Source organism: Actinotalea sp. (assembly GCF_041597215.1).
In the GTDB taxonomy this organism is placed as follows: domain Bacteria; phylum Actinomycetota; class Actinomycetes; order Actinomycetales; family Cellulomonadaceae; genus Actinotalea.
The window spans coordinates 1-14,358 of record NZ_JBFHHB010000001.1 but is presented as its reverse complement, the minus strand read 5'-3'; the positions used below and the strand labels follow the sequence as shown (position 1 = coordinate 14,358).

14 protein-coding genes are annotated in these 14,358 nt (G+C 73.5%); 13 read left to right on the top strand and 1 reads right to left on the bottom strand.

Features of this window, described 5'->3' with window-relative positions; genetic code table 11:
- The first annotated feature begins 9 nt into the window (after positions 1–9).
- Positions 10–1,020, top strand: coding sequence for an adenylate/guanylate cyclase domain-containing protein (locus ABWK99_RS00070; RefSeq protein WP_372592642.1), 1,011 nt, complete (start codon positions 10–12; stop codon positions 1,018–1,020).
- A 12-nt stretch (positions 1,021–1,032) separates the two neighbouring features.
- Here ABWK99_RS00070 and ABWK99_RS00065 read toward each other — a convergent pair whose 3' ends face one another.
- Positions 1,033–1,770: an SOS response-associated peptidase gene (locus tag ABWK99_RS00065; protein ID WP_372592641.1), complete on the bottom strand. Its 738-nt coding sequence runs from the start codon at positions 1,768–1,770 to the stop codon at positions 1,033–1,035.
- Between the two features lie 125 nt (positions 1,771–1,895).
- Here ABWK99_RS00065 and ABWK99_RS00060 point away from each other — a divergent pair, with 125 nt between their 5' ends.
- From ABWK99_RS00060 to ABWK99_RS00005, 12 genes are all read left to right on the top strand, one after another.
- Positions 1,896–3,134, top strand: coding sequence for a multidrug effflux MFS transporter (locus ABWK99_RS00060; protein ID WP_372592640.1), 1,239 nt, complete (start codon positions 1,896–1,898; stop codon positions 3,132–3,134).
- 18 nt (positions 3,135–3,152) lie between these two features.
- The gene (locus ABWK99_RS00055; protein WP_372592639.1) at positions 3,153–4,367 is read left to right on the top strand and encodes a pyridoxal phosphate-dependent aminotransferase; all 1,215 of its coding nucleotides are present in this window, start codon (positions 3,153–3,155) and stop codon (positions 4,365–4,367) included.
- An 81-nt stretch (positions 4,368–4,448) separates the two neighbouring features.
- A complete protein-coding gene (gene pgi / locus ABWK99_RS00050; RefSeq protein ID WP_372592638.1) occupies positions 4,449–6,146 on the top strand; it encodes a glucose-6-phosphate isomerase in 1,698 nt (565 codons plus the stop codon).
- Between the two features lie 85 nt (positions 6,147–6,231).
- A complete protein-coding gene (locus ABWK99_RS00045; RefSeq protein WP_372592637.1) occupies positions 6,232–7,248 on the top strand; it encodes a ketopantoate reductase family protein in 1,017 nt (338 codons plus the stop codon).
- 79 nt (positions 7,249–7,327) lie between these two features.
- On the top strand, positions 7,328–8,281 hold the full coding sequence (locus ABWK99_RS00040; protein WP_372592636.1) for an NAD(P)-dependent oxidoreductase: 954 nt from the start codon (positions 7,328–7,330) through the stop codon (positions 8,279–8,281).
- A gap of 158 nt (positions 8,282–8,439) precedes the next feature.
- Positions 8,440–9,564, top strand: coding sequence for a 4Fe-4S dicluster domain-containing protein (locus ABWK99_RS00035; protein WP_372592635.1), 1,125 nt, complete (start codon positions 8,440–8,442; stop codon positions 9,562–9,564).
- Positions 9,565–9,574: 10 nt separating this feature from the next.
- Complete coding sequence (locus tag ABWK99_RS00030; protein ID WP_372592634.1) at positions 9,575–10,435, top strand: FAD/NAD(P)-binding protein; 861 nt, start codon at positions 9,575–9,577, stop codon at positions 10,433–10,435.
- Positions 10,435–11,256 carry a hypothetical protein gene (locus ABWK99_RS00025; protein WP_372592633.1) on the top strand — a complete coding sequence of 274 codons (822 nt, stop codon included), beginning with the start codon at positions 10,435–10,437 and terminating at the stop codon, positions 11,254–11,256. The genes ABWK99_RS00030 and ABWK99_RS00025 overlap by 1 nt, the downstream gene beginning before the upstream one ends.
- On the top strand, positions 11,253–12,560 hold the full coding sequence (locus ABWK99_RS00020) for a Ni/Fe hydrogenase subunit alpha (protein WP_372592632.1): 1,308 nt from the start codon (positions 11,253–11,255) through the stop codon (positions 12,558–12,560). The genes ABWK99_RS00025 and ABWK99_RS00020 overlap by 4 nt, the downstream gene beginning before the upstream one ends.
- Positions 12,557–13,183 (top strand): hydrogenase maturation protease, encoded by a 627-nt coding sequence (locus ABWK99_RS00015; protein WP_372592631.1) that lies wholly within the window; start codon positions 12,557–12,559, stop codon positions 13,181–13,183. Before ABWK99_RS00020 ends, ABWK99_RS00015 begins: the two co-directional genes overlap by 4 nt.
- Entirely contained in the window at positions 13,170–13,400 is a 231-nt protein-coding gene (locus tag ABWK99_RS00010; protein ID WP_372592630.1) for a HypC/HybG/HupF family hydrogenase formation chaperone, read from the top strand. Before ABWK99_RS00015 ends, ABWK99_RS00010 begins: the two co-directional genes overlap by 14 nt.
- On the top strand, positions 13,397–14,320 hold the full coding sequence (locus tag ABWK99_RS00005; RefSeq protein ID WP_372592629.1) for a DMT family transporter: 924 nt from the start codon (positions 13,397–13,399) through the stop codon (positions 14,318–14,320). Before ABWK99_RS00010 ends, ABWK99_RS00005 begins: the two co-directional genes overlap by 4 nt.
- Positions 14,321–14,358 lie beyond the last annotated feature (38 nt).

Genomic DNA, 14,358 nt, shown 5'->3' with positions numbered 1-14,358 from the left:
CCTTGACGGGTGGCCACGCCCCCGCAGGACCCTGCAGGAGAGGACTCGACCCTCGCGGAGATCGAGCGGGTGCTGCTCGGCGGCCCCGCGTCGATCGACCTGGCCGAGGCCGCCCGGATGGCAGGGGTGCCGAGCGCGGAGATCCGGCGGATCTGGAACGCGCTCGGACTGGTGGTGCCCGAGGTCGGCGGCTTCACCCGCGCCGACGTCTGGCTCGTCCGGCAGCTGCACGCGGCCGAGAGCGAGTTCGAGGTCTCCGACCGGACCGGGGTGAGCCTGGTCCGCGCGGTGGGGCACACGACGGACCGCCTCGTCTCCTGGCAGGTCGAGGGTCTTGTCGAGCACATGCGCGAGCGGTACCGCCTCGACGACGCCAGCGCCCGCCTGATGGTCCTGGACCGGCTCCCCTCCATCATCTCCCTGCTCGAGGCGCAGCTCCTGCACGGCTGGCGCCGTCAGCTCGCCGCACTGGCGGCGCGGATCGACGCGGAGCTCGGCCAGGCGCACCGCATGGAGGAGTCCGACGAGCTCCCGCTGCTGCGTGCCGTCGGCCTGGCCGACATCGTGGGGTTCACCGGGCGCACGGCTGACCTCGGCTCGCACGCCCTCGCGGACTTCGTCCACGACTTCGAGGCCGTCGCCAGGGACGTGGTGACCGCCGGCGGCGGACGGGTGATCAAGACGGTGGGGGACGCGGTCCTGTTCGTCGCGGACGACGCCGGAGCCGGCGCACGCGTCGCGACGGAGCTGGCGCGGACCTTCTCGGTCGGCTCGGAGTCCCCGGTGCGCGTCGGACTGGTCTGGGGCAGGGTCCTGTCGCGGTTCGGCGACGTCTTCGGTCCGGCGGTCAGCCTCGCCGCCCGCCTCTCGGACGTCGCGGAACCGGGGACCGTCCTCCTGGACGGCGGCACCGCCACGGCGCTCGGAGCCGTGCCCGGCGCCGTGCTGGAGACCCTCGGCGAGCGGATGATCCCGGGGGTCGGCACCGTCCCCGTCGTGCGGCTCCTCGACGTCGTCTGACTCCCCGCGGAGTCAGACGGGCGCGATGAGCTCCGGGCCCTCGGAGGTCGCGCTGTTGACAGCGGTCGAGACCGTCCACGCGTCGAGGCTCGGTGCCGGGTCGTCGAGCAGACCGAGTGCCGTGGGCGCATCGGTGCCGGGATCGAGCCAGGCATCCCAGCGTCCGGGCGCGAGGATCACGGGTCGGCGGTCGTGCAGGGCAGCGGCGGCGCCGTCCGGACCCGCCCCGCCGGTGACGATCGTCGTGGAGACGAGCCAGCGCGCGGGGTCGTCGTCGGCGAGGGTCGGATCGCGCCAGAACTCGTAGAGCCCGGCGAACGCCAGGACCCGACCGTCGGCGGGGTGGATCCAGTGGGGCACCTTCGGCGTCCGCGCGGGGCTGCCCGGCGGCGGGGGAGTCCACTCGTAGTACCCCTCGGCGGGGACGAGGCACCTGCGGGAGGCAAGGGCGCGCCGGAAGGCCGGCCTCTCGGCGAGCGTCTCCGCGCGCGCGTTGATCATCCGAGCCCCGACCGAGGGGTCCTTGGCCCAGCCGGGGACCAGCCCCCACCTCGCCAGGCGCAGCGAGCGGACCGGCGGCGATTCCGGCGGCGCGTCCCTCGCGGTCCGTTCGACGACGATCCGGACGGGGTCCGTCGGGGCGAGGTTCCACGAGGGCGGCAGGGTCGCGGCGTCGTCCGCGAGGTCCTCGAGGGCGAACGCGTCGGCGAGGTCCTGGGCCTCGCGGAAGGAGGCGTAGCGGCCGCACATGCGCCCAGCATGCCCCCGCTCCCGGACCTCCGCGAGGTGCCGAGAGCCGGCCCGGGCACCCCGACACCCCCGCCCGCCGGACAATCCGCGAGCCGATCGAATCGATTCGCCGATACGCTCTGCCCATGCCCACCCGGACCTCCGAGCCCCTCGTCGCGTCCGGACCGACGGTCGGCTTCGTCCTCCTGGTCGGGTCGCTCGCGATGCTCCCGGCCGTCTCGACGGACATGTACCTGCCCTCCTTGCCGGATGTCGGGAGGGACCTGCTCTCGTCGACGGCCGGTGTGCAGCTGACGATCACCGGGATGGTGCTGGGCGGGGCCTTCGGCCAGCTCGTCATCGGGCCGCTCTCGGACCGGTTCGGGCGACGTCGCCCCGTCCTGGTGGGGGTGAGCCTGCACGCCGTCCTCTCCGTGCTGTGCGCCATGGCCCCGACCATCGCGGTCCTCGTCGTGCTGCGGGTGCTCCAGGGTTTCGTCGCCGCTGCGGCCACGGTGGTGGCGATCGCGATGATCCGCGACCGCTACACCGGTGCCGATGCGGCGAGCCTCATGTCACGGCTGATGCTCGTCATCGGCGTCGCCCCGTTGTTCGCGCCGTCCGTCGGAAGCGTGGTCGCCGCGCACTGGGGGTGGCGCGGGGTCTTCGTGGTCCTCGCGGTGCTGGGTGCCGTCCTCGTGACCGTCGTGGCGGTCGCCCTGCCCGAGACACTCCCGCGCGAGCGCCGGGTGCACTCCGGGGCGGCCACCCTGGCCCGCGGCTACCTCACGCTCCTGGCGGACCGACGCTTCGTCGCGCTCGCGGTGCTTCCCGGCCTCGGGCTGGTCGTCATCATCAGCTACGTCTCCGGCTCGCCGTTCGTGCTGCAGGAGGAGTTCGGGTTGAGCGCTGTGCAGTTCTCGCTCGTCTTCGCGCTCGGCGGGATCGGCCTCGTGCTGGGCGCCCAGCTCAACGCCGCCCTGGTCCGACGGGTCGGCCCCGCACGCCTGCTGCGGGCCTCGGCCCCGACCGCCGCAGCGGCCGCCGGCGTGCTCCTGCTCCTGGCCGTGACGGAACGCGGTGGCCTCGTCGGGCTGGTCTCGACCCTGTGGCTGGTCCTGCTCCTCCTCGGGTTCCTGTCCGCGAACGCCTCCGCCCTCGCGATGACCCGGCACGGGGAGCGTGCCGGCACGGCCGCCGCGACGATCGGCTTCCTCCAGGCGGGGCTCGCCGGCGGGATCAGCCCCCTGGTCGGCGTGCTCGGCGGGGACGCCGTCGCGATGTCGGCCGTGATCCTGGGTGCGCTCGTCGTCGCCGTGCTCGTCCTGGCGTGCGCGACCCCCGCCTACCGTCGGCAGGGCTGGGTCGAGCTCGGCAAGGGCTGAGCGACCTACGCTTGTCCCGTGCACCGATGGCAGCAGGTGGCCCGCGCCGCACGGCTCGCAGGAGCCGACGGCGTCGTCCGGCCGACGATCTTCGCCGAGATGTCGGCACTGGCCGCCCGCACCGGGGCGGTGAACCTCGGTCAGGGCTTCCCCGACGTGGACGGCCCGGTCGCCGTGCGCGACGCCGCGGTCGCGGCGATCCTCGCCGGTCGCAACCAGTACCCGCCCGGCGGGGGAGAGCCGGAGCTGCGCGCGGCGGTCGCGGCGCACCAGGCTCGTCACTACGGGCTGCACCCCGACCCTCGGACGGAGGTCCTGGTGACCACGGGGGCGACCGAGGCGATCGCCGCCACCGTACTCGCGCTCGTGGACCCGGGCGACGAGGTGCTCACCCTCGAGCCCTTCTACGACGCGTACGCCGCCGTGCTGGCGATGGCAGGAGCACACCACCGGACGGTTCCCCTCGTCCCCGGCCCCGAGGGGTTCGCCGTCGACCTCGCGGCACTGCGCGCGGCGGTCGGCCCGCGGACCCGGATGATCCTGCTGAACACCCCGCACAACCCGACGGGCGCCGTCCTGAGCGCTGACGAGCTGGCGGAGATCGCCCGCCTCGCTCGCGAGAACGACCTCCTCGTCGTCACGGACGAGGTCTACGAGCACCTCACCTACGGCGCCACCCACCTCCCGATCGCGACCCTGCCCGGGATGGCCAAGCGGACCCTGACGATCTCCTCGGCAGGCAAGACGTTCTCCTTCACCGGCTGGAAGGTCGGCTGGGTGAGCGGACCCGCCGCGCTGGTGACCGCCGTGCGCACCGTCCAGCAGTTCCTCACCTACGTCTCGGGCGCACCGTTCCAGGTCGCCGTCGCCTCGGCGCTGCGCGACGAGGACGGCGCCGCCGAGGCGTGGGTGCTGGCGCACGCCGCCTCGTTGCGTGACCGGCGGGACCTGCTGTGCGCGGGGCTGGACCGGGCGGGGTTCGACGTCGTCGTGCCGCAGGGGACCTACTTCGTCGTGGTCGACGGCGCTCGGCTCGGCTTCGACGACGGAACCGAGCTGTGCAGGCGCCTGCCGGAGCTCGCCGGTGTCGTCGGCGTCCCGGTGGGCGCCTTCTGCCGGGAGGGCTCCCCGACGGAGGCGGCGCTGCGCTCCTCCCTGCGCTTCACGTTCGTGAAGGAGCGAGCGGTGCTCGACGAGGCCGTCGTCCGCCTCCGGGCGCTCACCGCTGCGTGACGGGCACGGGTCCCGGTCGGGGTCCGGTACTGCCCCCGTCCGACGATCACTACGGTGGACCACGAGAACCTTGGAGGACCTGTGACCCGCACCCCCGTCGACGCGACGACCACCCCTGCCTGGACGGCGCTCTCCGAGCACCACGCAGCGCTCATCCCCGACCTGCGCGGCTGGTTCGCCGCCGACCCCGACCGTGCCGCTCGCCTCACCCGCACCGTCGGCGACCTGCACGTCGACCTGTCCAAGAACCTCGTGACCGACGAGACCCTCGGGCTGCTGGTCGAGCTCGCCGAGCAGGTCGGTCTCGCCGAGCGGATCCAGGCGATGCTCTCCGGCGAGCACATCAACGTCACCGAGGACCGCGCCGTGCTGCACACCGCGCTGCGTCGCCCGGCCGGCGCCGAGCCGAGCCTCCTGGTGGACGGCCAGGACGTGGACGGCGACGTCCAGGCGGTCCTGGCCCAGGTCGGCGACTTCGCGGAGAAGGTGCGCAACGGCAGCTGGAGCGGGGTGACGGGTCGCCGGGTCGAGACGGTCGTCAACATCGGCATCGGCGGTTCGGACCTCGGCCCGGTGATGGCCTACGAGGCGCTCAAGCCCTACGTGAAGCCGGGGCTCCAGGTGCGGTTCGTGTCCAACATCGACCCGACGGACCTCGCCGAGACGGTCGCCGACCTCGACCCGACCACGACGCTCTTCATCGTCGCCTCGAAGACCTTCACCACGCTGGAGACCCTCACCAACGCGCGCCTCGCACGGGCCTGGCTGTGGCGCCGCCTCCAGGAGGAGGGCGTGATCGACGACAGCGAGCAGGCGAAGAAGGACGCCGTCGCTCAGCACTTCGTCGCCGTCTCCACCGCGCTGGACAAGGTCGCGGAGTTCGGGATCGACCCGGCCAACGCCTTCGGCTTCTGGGACTGGGTCGGCGGGCGCTACTCGATGGACTCCGCCATCGGGACCTCGCTGGCGATCGCGATCGGCCCGGAGCGCTTCCGCGAGATGCTCGCGGGCTTCCACGCCGTCGACGAGCACCTGCGCAGCACCCCCTTCGAGCGCAACGTCCCGGTCCTCATGGGCCTGCTCAACGTCTGGTACGTCAACTTCTTCGACGCGCACACCCACGCGGTGCTGCCCTACGCCCAGTACCTGCACCGCTTCGCCGCGTACCTGCAGCAGCTGACGATGGAGTCCAACGGCAAGTCGGTGCGCTGGGACGGCACCCCGGTCACCTCCCAGACCGGTGAGGTCTTCTGGGGCGAGCCGGGGACGAACGGCCAGCACGCGTTCTACCAGCTCATCCACCAGGGCACCCGGCTCGTCCCCGCCGACTTCCTCGCGGTCGCGACCCCTGCCCACCCGCTGGTCGACGACGCGGCGGAGGGTGCACCGGACGTGCACGAGCTCTTCCTGGCGAACTTCTTCGCCCAGACGAAGGCGCTGGCCTTCGGCAAGACGGCAGAGGAGGTCCGCGCCGAGGGCACGGCCGAGGAGATCGTCCCGGCGCGGGTGTTCTCCGGCAACCGGCCGACGACGTCGATCATGGCGCCTGCCCTGACGCCGTCCGTCCTCGGCCAGCTCATCGCCCTGTACGAGCACATCACCTTCGTCCAGGGCATCGTCTGGGGGATCGACTCCTTCGACCAGTGGGGTGTCGAGCTCGGCAAGAAGCTCGCGGCGCAGATCGCACCCGCCGTCGCCGGGGACACCGCTGCGCTCGAGGCGCAGGACCCGTCCACCCGTGGGCTGATCGACTACTACCTGGCGCACCGCGCGCGCTGATCGCCCACCCGCACGACAGCCCTCGGGGCCCCGGTCGCGGCCGGGGCCCCGTGCGCTGCCCGGTGCGGCAGGACGGTGTGGCACGGTGGTCCCCGTGCGATACGTGATCATCGGGACAGGTGCCGTCGGCGGGACGATCGGCGGGCTGCTCGCGGCCGACGGGCACGAGGTCGTGCTCGTCGCTCGTGGGCGCCAGCTCGAGGCGATCAGGGCCGACGGGCTGGAGGTGTGGACCCACCGGGGTGTCCACCAGGTGCGGCCGCCGGTTGCCGCCGGCCCGCAGGAGCTCGCCCTGCGCCGTGACGACGTGCTCGTCCTCGCGGTCAAGAGCCAGGACACCGCCGCAGCCCTCGCCGACTGGGCCGACCGCCCCGTGGACGGAGGCGGGACCGCGGCCGAGGACCTCGTCCTGGTCTGCGCCCAGAACGGCGTCGACAACGAGCGGGCGGCGCTGCGGCGCTTCTCCCGGGTGCTGGGGATGTGCGTCTGGCTCCCGTCGACCTACCTCGAGCCGGGGAAGGTGCAGGCGATCGGGACGCCCGTCGCAGGTGTGCTGCCGATCGGTCCGGCCGTCACGGGGAGCACCACGGCCAGGAGCGACGCGAGGGCGATCGCAGCCGATCTCACGTCCGCCGGGTTCCGGGCGCCGGTCGTCGAGGACGTCATGGCCTGGAAGTGGGCGAAGCTGCTGAGCAACCTGGCCAACGCGGTCGAGGCCCTGTGCGGCACCGAACGCGACGAGGCATGGCGCGAGCTCGCTGCGCTGGCCGTCGAGGAGGGTCGGGAGGTGCTCGCCGCCGCGGGCGTGCGGCCCGCCTCGCCTGAGGAGCAGGACAGCGGGCTCGCGGGCTTCGAGATGCGCGCAGCCCCCGGACGGACGCGCGGCGGCGGGTCCTCGTGGCAGTCGCTCCAGCGAGGATCCGGGTCGATCGAGACCGACTGGCTCAACGGCGAGATCGTGCTCCTCGGGGCGCTGCACGGCGTGGCGACCCCGGTCAACGCCCTGCTCCAGCGCAGGGCCCGCCAGGCGCTCGCGGCGGGCCGCGGTGCGGGGACGGTGCCGGCCGCGGACCTGCTGGCCGCGCTCGACGCCGCGTCCTGACGGGGGGCGCGGGGCACCGGCGCGGCCGGCCCTGGTCGCGTGACACGCAGGACACACGGTCGGACTACGGTCGGTGCCCGTGAGACCACGGATCGTCTGTCCCAGTGCCGAGGGCGACTTCACCGAGCTGTTCGCCGCCGAACCCCTGCGCTCCCGCCTGGCGGCGATCGGCGAGGTCGGGCTCGCCCCCGACGTCCCCGACGAGGCCGAGCTGGTGCGTCGGGTGGCCGGGGCGGACGTCGTCCTGCTCGCCACGCACCTGCCGGACGAGGCGCTGCTCGCCGCAGCCGGTCGGCTCCGCCTGGTCTCCTTCACCGGGACGGGCGCCGCGTCGTACGTGAACCTCGACCTGGCCCGGGAGCTCGGCGTCACGGTGACGAACGTGACGCACTACGGCGACCAGGCGGTGGCCGAGCTCACCCTCGCCCTCATGCTCGCCGCGGCCCGCGACGTACCGGCAGGTGACCGCGCCGTGCGCGCGGGGCAGTGGGCCGGGTGGTCGGGTCGGGAGCTGGCCGGGTCACGGCTCGCGGTGCTGGGCTTCGGGGGGATCGGGCGGGTCGTCGCGCGGCTCGGCGTCGCCCTCGGGATGCGGGTCGGCGCCTGGGACAAGGTGACCGACCCGCAGGCCATGGCCGCCGCCGGGGTCGAACCGCTCGGCTGGGCGCAGGCCTTCGACGCCGACGTCGTCAGCGTGCACCTGCCGCTCACCGACGAGACCAGGGGGATGATCACCACCGCGGAGCTCGACCTGCTGCGACCCGGCTCGATCCTGGTCAACACGGCTCGGGGCGAGATCCTCGAGCCGGGCGCCCTGGCGGCCCGCCTGGCCAGGGGTGACGTCCGGGCGGCCCTCGACGTGTTCGACCCCGAGCCCTTGCGCCCCGACGACCCGCTGCTCACCGTGCCGGGGACCGTCCTGACCCCGCACCTCGGGTTCAGGACTCCCGCGGCCCTCGCCCGGATGGCCGAGGGCGCCGTCGGCAACGTGGAGGCCTTCCTCTCCGGGGTGCCGAGGAACGTCGTCGTCTGACCTCCCGACGCGAGGTCCGCCGTCCGTGGACGGCCTGTGGTCAGCGGGACGGCACCCCGGTCCGCCCTGCGGTCCTGCCCTCCACCCACCCATGACCTAGGTCCCTGGTGGGGGCCCGGACCCGGGGCGAGCGTGGAAAGTGACACGGGAGGCGTCCAATGGCGGACGAGACGGTCATCGGCCTCGAGGGGCTCCAGAGGCTCCTGGACGTGTTGAGTGCGCGCGGCTACCAGGTGATCGGTCCGCGCGTGCGCGAGGGCGCGGTGGTGATGGCGCCGGTGTCCTCTGTCGACGACCTTCCGCACGGTGTCGGGGACGAGCAGGACGCGGCGCTGTACCGGCTCCGTGACCGCGGGGACGACGCCCTGTTCGGTTTCGCTGCCCCGGCCCAGGCGGTCAAGCCCGTGCTCTTCCCCACGGAGGAGGTCATCTGGCGGGGCCGGCGCACCGGCACCGAGCTCGAGGTGCACGAGGCGACTCCGTCCGAGGGGGGTCCCTACGCCTTCGTCGGGGTCCGTCCCTGCGACCTGCGGGCCCTGGCCGTGCACGACACGGTTCTCGCGGGCCGGCAGTTCGCCGACGCCCGCTACGTCGCACGCCTTGAGGGTGCCTTCCTGGTCGCGATCACCTGCTCCGACCCGGGTGGCACCTGCTTCTGCGTGTCGATGGGGGGTGGCCCGCACCCGGAGGGCGGCTTCGACCTCGCCCTGACCGAGCTCCTCGACGGCGGGCACCGCTTCGTGGTCGAGGTCGGCTCGGCGCGCGGGGCGGAGGTGCTCGCGGACCTCGCGGCCCCGCCCGCGACGGTGGCGGACCTCGAGGCAGCCGCCGCAGTGGTCGAGGACGCCACGGGCCGGATGGGACGAACCGTGGAGACCGACGGGCTGCGCGAGGTGCTCTACGCCGCGGCCGAGAGCCCCCGCTGGGACGACGTCGCCGCGAGGTGCCTGGCCTGCACGAACTGCACGATGGTCTGCCCCACCTGCTTCTGCACCTCGGTCGAGGACGTCGCCGACCTCTCCGGGGACGTCGCCGAGCGCCATCGGGTGTGGGACTCGTGCTTCTCGCAGGACTTCGCCTACATCCACGGCGGGAGCGTGCGGCAGGAGACGCGCTCGCGGTACCGCCAGTGGCTCACGCACAAGCTCGCCTCCTGGGAGGACCAGTTCGGCATGTCCGGCTGCGTCGGCTGCGGACGGTGCATCACCTGGTGCCCGGCGGCGATCGACATCACCGTGGAGGCCGCGGCGTTGCGGTGGACGCCGCAGCCCGCGACGAGGTGAGGAGGAGCGGATGAGCCTGGCCCACGCCCCTGCGCCTGCGGCGCCCCCGACGGACGCGATGCTGCCGAGTCGCTACCGGATCAGGCGCACGCGCCAGGACACCCGCGACGTGTTCACCCTCGAGCTGGAGCCGTTGGACGGGCCGATGCTCGTCTACCGACCCGGCCAGTTCACGATGCTCGACGCGTTCGGCATCGGGGAGGTGCCGATCTCGATCAGCGGGGACCCGACCCGGCCGGGTCCGCTGGAGCACACCATCCGGGACGTCGGGTCGGTCACGCACGCCCTGGTCGCCGCGCCGGTCGGGGCCGTCCTCGGGGTGCGCGGACCGTTCGGCACGACCTGGGACGTGACCGACGGGGCAGGGGGCGACATCGTCTTCGTCGCGGGTGGCCTCGGGCTCCCGCCGCTGCGCCCCGCCCTGCTCCAGGTGGTCGCCGAGCGTGAGCGGTACGGCCGCGTCGTCCTCCTCTACGGGGCGCGGACCCCCGAGGACATCCTCTTCGGCGACGACCTGCGCCGGTGGGCGAGGGACCACGGGATCGTCGTGGAGGTCACCGTCGACAACGGGCAGCACGCCTGGCAGGGAAAGGTCGGGTACGTCACCCAGCTGGTGCCCCGCGCCGGGTTCGACCCGCACGCGACCCTGGCCCTGGTCTGCGGCCCCGAGACGATGATGCGGCCGGCCGCCCAGGCCCTGGTGGCCCGCGGTGTCCCCGCCCACCGGGTGCGCCTGTCCATGGAGCGCAACATGAAGTGCGGGATCGGGCTGTGCGGCCACTGCCAGCTGCGCGAGCTGTTCCTCTGCGTCGACGGGCCGGTGCTCGGCTACGACCGGCTGGCCCCCCTTCTCGCCACCCGGGAGCTGTGATGTACACGAGCGCCGCCCACGGGAAGCCGACCCTCGCGGTGTGGAAGTTCGCGTCCTGCGACGGCTGCCAGCTCACCCTGCTCAACTGCGAGGACGAGCTGATGGCGCTCGCCGGGGCGGTCACCATCGCCTACTTCCCCGAGGCCACGCGGGCGGTCGTCGAGGGGCCCTACGACGTCTCCCTCGTGGAGGGGTCGGTGACCACCCCGGAGGAGATCGAGCGGATCGGGCGGATCCGGGAGATGTCGAGGCTCGTGGTGACCATCGGTGCCTGCGCGACGAGTGGCGGCATCCAGGCCCTGCGCAACTTCGGCGACGTGGCCGAGTTCCGGTCGATCGTCTACGCGCACCCCGAGTACCTGTCCACGCTGTCCCGGTCGACCCCGATCTCCGCGCACGTGAGCGTCGACTTCGAGCTCAGGGGCTGCCCGATCGACAAGAACCAGCTCCTCGAGGTGCTCGCCGCCTCGATCCAGGGCCGCCGTCCGCGCGTGCCGACCTACAGCGTCTGCGTGGAGTGCAAGCGCAAGGGCGTGGTGTGCGTCGCGGTCGCGCACGGCACGCCGTGCCTCGGACCGGTCACCCAGGCCGGCTGCGGAGCGCTGTGCCCGCTGTTCGCCCGGGGCTGCTACGGCTGCTTCGGCCCGCAGGACACGCCCAACACCTCCTCCCTCGCCGACCGCCTGCTCGCCCAGGGGATGGCGCACGAGGACGTCATGCGGATCTACCGGACGTTCAACGCGGCGTCCGAGCCGTTCCGCCAGGAGAGCGAACGGCAGGAGCACGCGCTCGCGCCGACCGCCGAGGGGGAGGGGCCATGAGCCACAAGCTGACCGACGGCGGGCAGGTGCTGCACGTCGGGACCCTCGCCCGGGTCGAGGGCGAGGGCGGGATGCATCTCGAGATCCACGACGGGCACGTGACCCAGGTCGAGCTGCGGATCTTCGAGCCGCCGCGCTTCTACGAGGCCTTCCTGCGGGGCCGGGCCTGGACCGAGCCGCCGGACATCACCGCGCGGATCTGCGGGATCTGCCCGGTGGCCTACCAGTTCTCCGCCTGCATGGCGCTCGAGGACGTCTGCGGGGTGAGCGTGCCGGAGGCGATCGGCACCATGCGCCGGCTGCTGTACTGCGGCGAGTGGATCGAGAGCCACGCCCTGCACGTCTACCTGCTGCACGCCCCCGACTTCCTCGGCTATCCCGGGGCGATCGAGATGGCCAAGGACCACGGACCGGTCGTCGAGCGCGGGCTGCGGCTCAAGAAGGTCGGCAACCAGCTGATGACCCTCGTCGGCGGGCGTTCGGTGCACCCGATCAACGTGCGGCTCGGAGGCTTCTACCGGATGCCCTCCGTCGCCGAGCTGCGCGGCCTGCGCCCGGCGCTGGAGCAGGGGCTCGAGGACGCGCTGGAGACGGTGCGCCTGGTCTCGACCTTCGACTTCCCGGAGATGCAGCAGCCCTACACCTACCTGTCCCTCCGTCCCGCGAGCGGCTACCCGATCGAGGCCGGACGCGTGGTCACCACGGCCGGCGGCGACTGGGACGTGCGCGAGTGGCCGCAGCACATCACCGAGCACCACGTGGCCCACTCCAACGCGCTGCACGCCACCCTCGACGGGGAAGGGCCCTACGTCGTCGGACCGCTCGCGCGGTACACCCTCAACCACGACCGGCTCTCGCCGCTCGCCCAGCAGGCGGCAGCGGAGGCGGGGCTCGGCACCACCTGTCGCAACCCGTTCCGGTCGATCATCGTCCGGGCCGTCGAGCTCGTCGAGGTGCTGCACGAGGCGCTGCGGATCATCGACGGCTGGCGCGACGGCGTGCCGCCCTCGGTCCCGGTGCCGGCAAGGGCCGGCGAGGGCTTCGGGGCGACCGAGGCCCCGCGCGGGGTCCTGTTCCACCGCTACACGCTGGACGAGGCGGGCACGATCCTCGACGCGCAGATCGTCCCGCCGACGTCCCAGAACCAGCCGAGCATCGAGGCAGACCTGCGCGAGCTCGCGGAGGCGTGGGTGCGGCTCTCCGACCACGACCTCTCGCACCGCTGCGAGGAGGCGATCCGCAACTACGACCCCTGCATCTCCTGCGCCACGCACTTCCTGGACCTGACGGTGGAGCGATCATGACGTGGCTCGTGGTGGGACTCGGTAACGCCGACCGGGGCGACGACGCCGTCGGCCCGGTGGTCGCCGCGGGGATCGCCGGACTCGGGATGGACGGTGTCGACGTCCTCGTCCACGAGGACCCGACCGGGCTGCTCGACCTGTGGCTCGCCTACGACGGCGTGGTCGTCGTGGACGCGATCCGCACGGGTGCGCCGCCCGGCACGATCGTGACCATGGAGGTCGGGCCGCGGGCCGGGCCGGTGGCCGACAAGGCCTGGGCCAGGACCGGCCGGGGCGGGACCCACGCCTTCGGGCTCGCGGCGGCGATCGAGCTGGGGCGAGCCCTCGGTCGGCTCCCCGACCGGCTCGTCGTCGTGGGCGTCGAGGTCGCCGTCACCGACCACCGGCCAGGACTCTCGCGCGAGGTCCATCGAGCCCTCCACCAGATCCAGTCGGAGGTCGTCGCCGTGACCCGCACCTCTGCGGCACAGGCTCCGCTGGCGGCGAGCTGCACCCTGCCACCGCGCGCGCAGAACGCCGCCCCGTCCGGGGCCCGCGTGGCCGTGGCGAAGCGGACGAGGACCCCGGCGGTCGGCATGGCACAGCAGGACGGCGGACCTGGGGGCGACCGTGTGCCTGGGTGAGCTGGTCCAGGTCACGGCCGTGGACGCCGAGGGGCTCTGGGCCGATGACCGCGGGCGGACGGTCCGGGTCAGCGCCCTCACCCTGGACGCGACGCCCGAGGTGGGCCAGTGGCTGCTGGTGCACGCGGGGTTCGCCCTCGCCCGGCTGGAGCCGGAGGAGGCCGCGACGGCACGAGGCCTGCGCGGTGACGACGAGACGAGACAGGTGCCGCGATGACCACGACCCGACGGACCGGACTGCTGCTCGCCCTGGCCACCGCCGGGATCAGCGGGGTCGCGGTCTTCCTCAACGGCAACGGCGTGCGCGCCTACGGCGACGCCTCGGCGTACACGACGGCGAAGAACCTCGTCGCCGCGCTGGTGCTGATCGCGGTGGTCACGGCAGCCGGACCTCGTCGTCGCCTGACCCGTCCGCGCGGGGCACGTCAGTGGACGGCTCTCGCCGTGATCGGCGTCGTCGGCGGGAGCGTCCCCTTCCTGCTCTTCTTCGAGGGGCTCGCGCGGGCGTCGTCGGCGCAGTCGGCCTTCCTGCACAAGACGCTCGTCATCTGGGTGGCCGTGCTCGCCGTGCCTCTGCTCGGTGAGCGGCTCAGCGCGGCGCACGGGGTCGCCATCGTGCTCCTCGTGGTGGGGCAGGTCGGTCTGGTCGGCGGGGTCACCGCAGCGATCGGCTCCGGCGAGCTGATGATCCTCGCGGCGACCCTGATGTGGTCCGTCGAGGTGGTCCTCGCGAAGCGGCTGCTGGGGGACCTGTCGTCGTGGACGCTCGGCGTGGTGCGGATGGGGGTGGGCTCGGTCGTCCTGCTCGGCTGGGCCGCCGTCCGGGGTGGGCTCGCTGCGGTCGTCCCCGCGAACGCGACCCAGTGGGCGTGGGTGCTGCTCACGGGGCTGATCCTCGCGGGCTACGTCGCCACCTGGTTCGCCGCGCTGGCCCGCGCGCAGGCCGTCGACGTCACGGCGGTCCTCGTGCTGGCCGCGCTGGTCACCGCGGGGTTGCAGGGACTGGTCGACGGAGTGGCCCCCGGGCCGCGGCTGGTCTGGCTGGGGCTGCTCGCCGCCGGTGGGGCGGTGCTCTGCGCGCACCTGTGGCGATCGCGGACGCTCACCCCGGGCAGTCCGCTCGGACAGCCCGCCTAGTGCCGTGCACGCCGTGCAGGACCCCTCCGCGGGCGGGG

Coding starts and splice junctions, on each gene's coding strand:
- ABWK99_RS00025 (WP_372592633.1), top strand. CDS start 10,435: ATGTACACGAGCGCCGCCCACGGGAAGCCGACCCTCGCGGTGTGGAAG.
- ABWK99_RS00030 (WP_372592634.1), top strand. CDS start 9,575: ATGAGCCTGGCCCACGCCCCTGCGCCTGCGGCGCCCCCGACGGACGCG.
- ABWK99_RS00015 (WP_372592631.1), top strand. CDS start 12,557: ATGACGTGGCTCGTGGTGGGACTCGGTAACGCCGACCGGGGCGACGAC.
- ABWK99_RS00060 (WP_372592640.1), top strand. CDS start 1,896: ATGCCCACCCGGACCTCCGAGCCCCTCGTCGCGTCCGGACCGACGGTC.
- ABWK99_RS00005 (WP_372592629.1), top strand. CDS start 13,397: ATGACCACGACCCGACGGACCGGACTGCTGCTCGCCCTGGCCACCGCC.
- ABWK99_RS00035 (WP_372592635.1), top strand. CDS start 8,440: ATGGCGGACGAGACGGTCATCGGCCTCGAGGGGCTCCAGAGGCTCCTG.
- ABWK99_RS00065 (WP_372592641.1), bottom strand. CDS start 1,770: ATGTGCGGCCGCTACGCCTCCTTCCGCGAGGCCCAGGACCTCGCCGAC.
- ABWK99_RS00020 (WP_372592632.1), top strand. CDS start 11,253: ATGAGCCACAAGCTGACCGACGGCGGGCAGGTGCTGCACGTCGGGACC.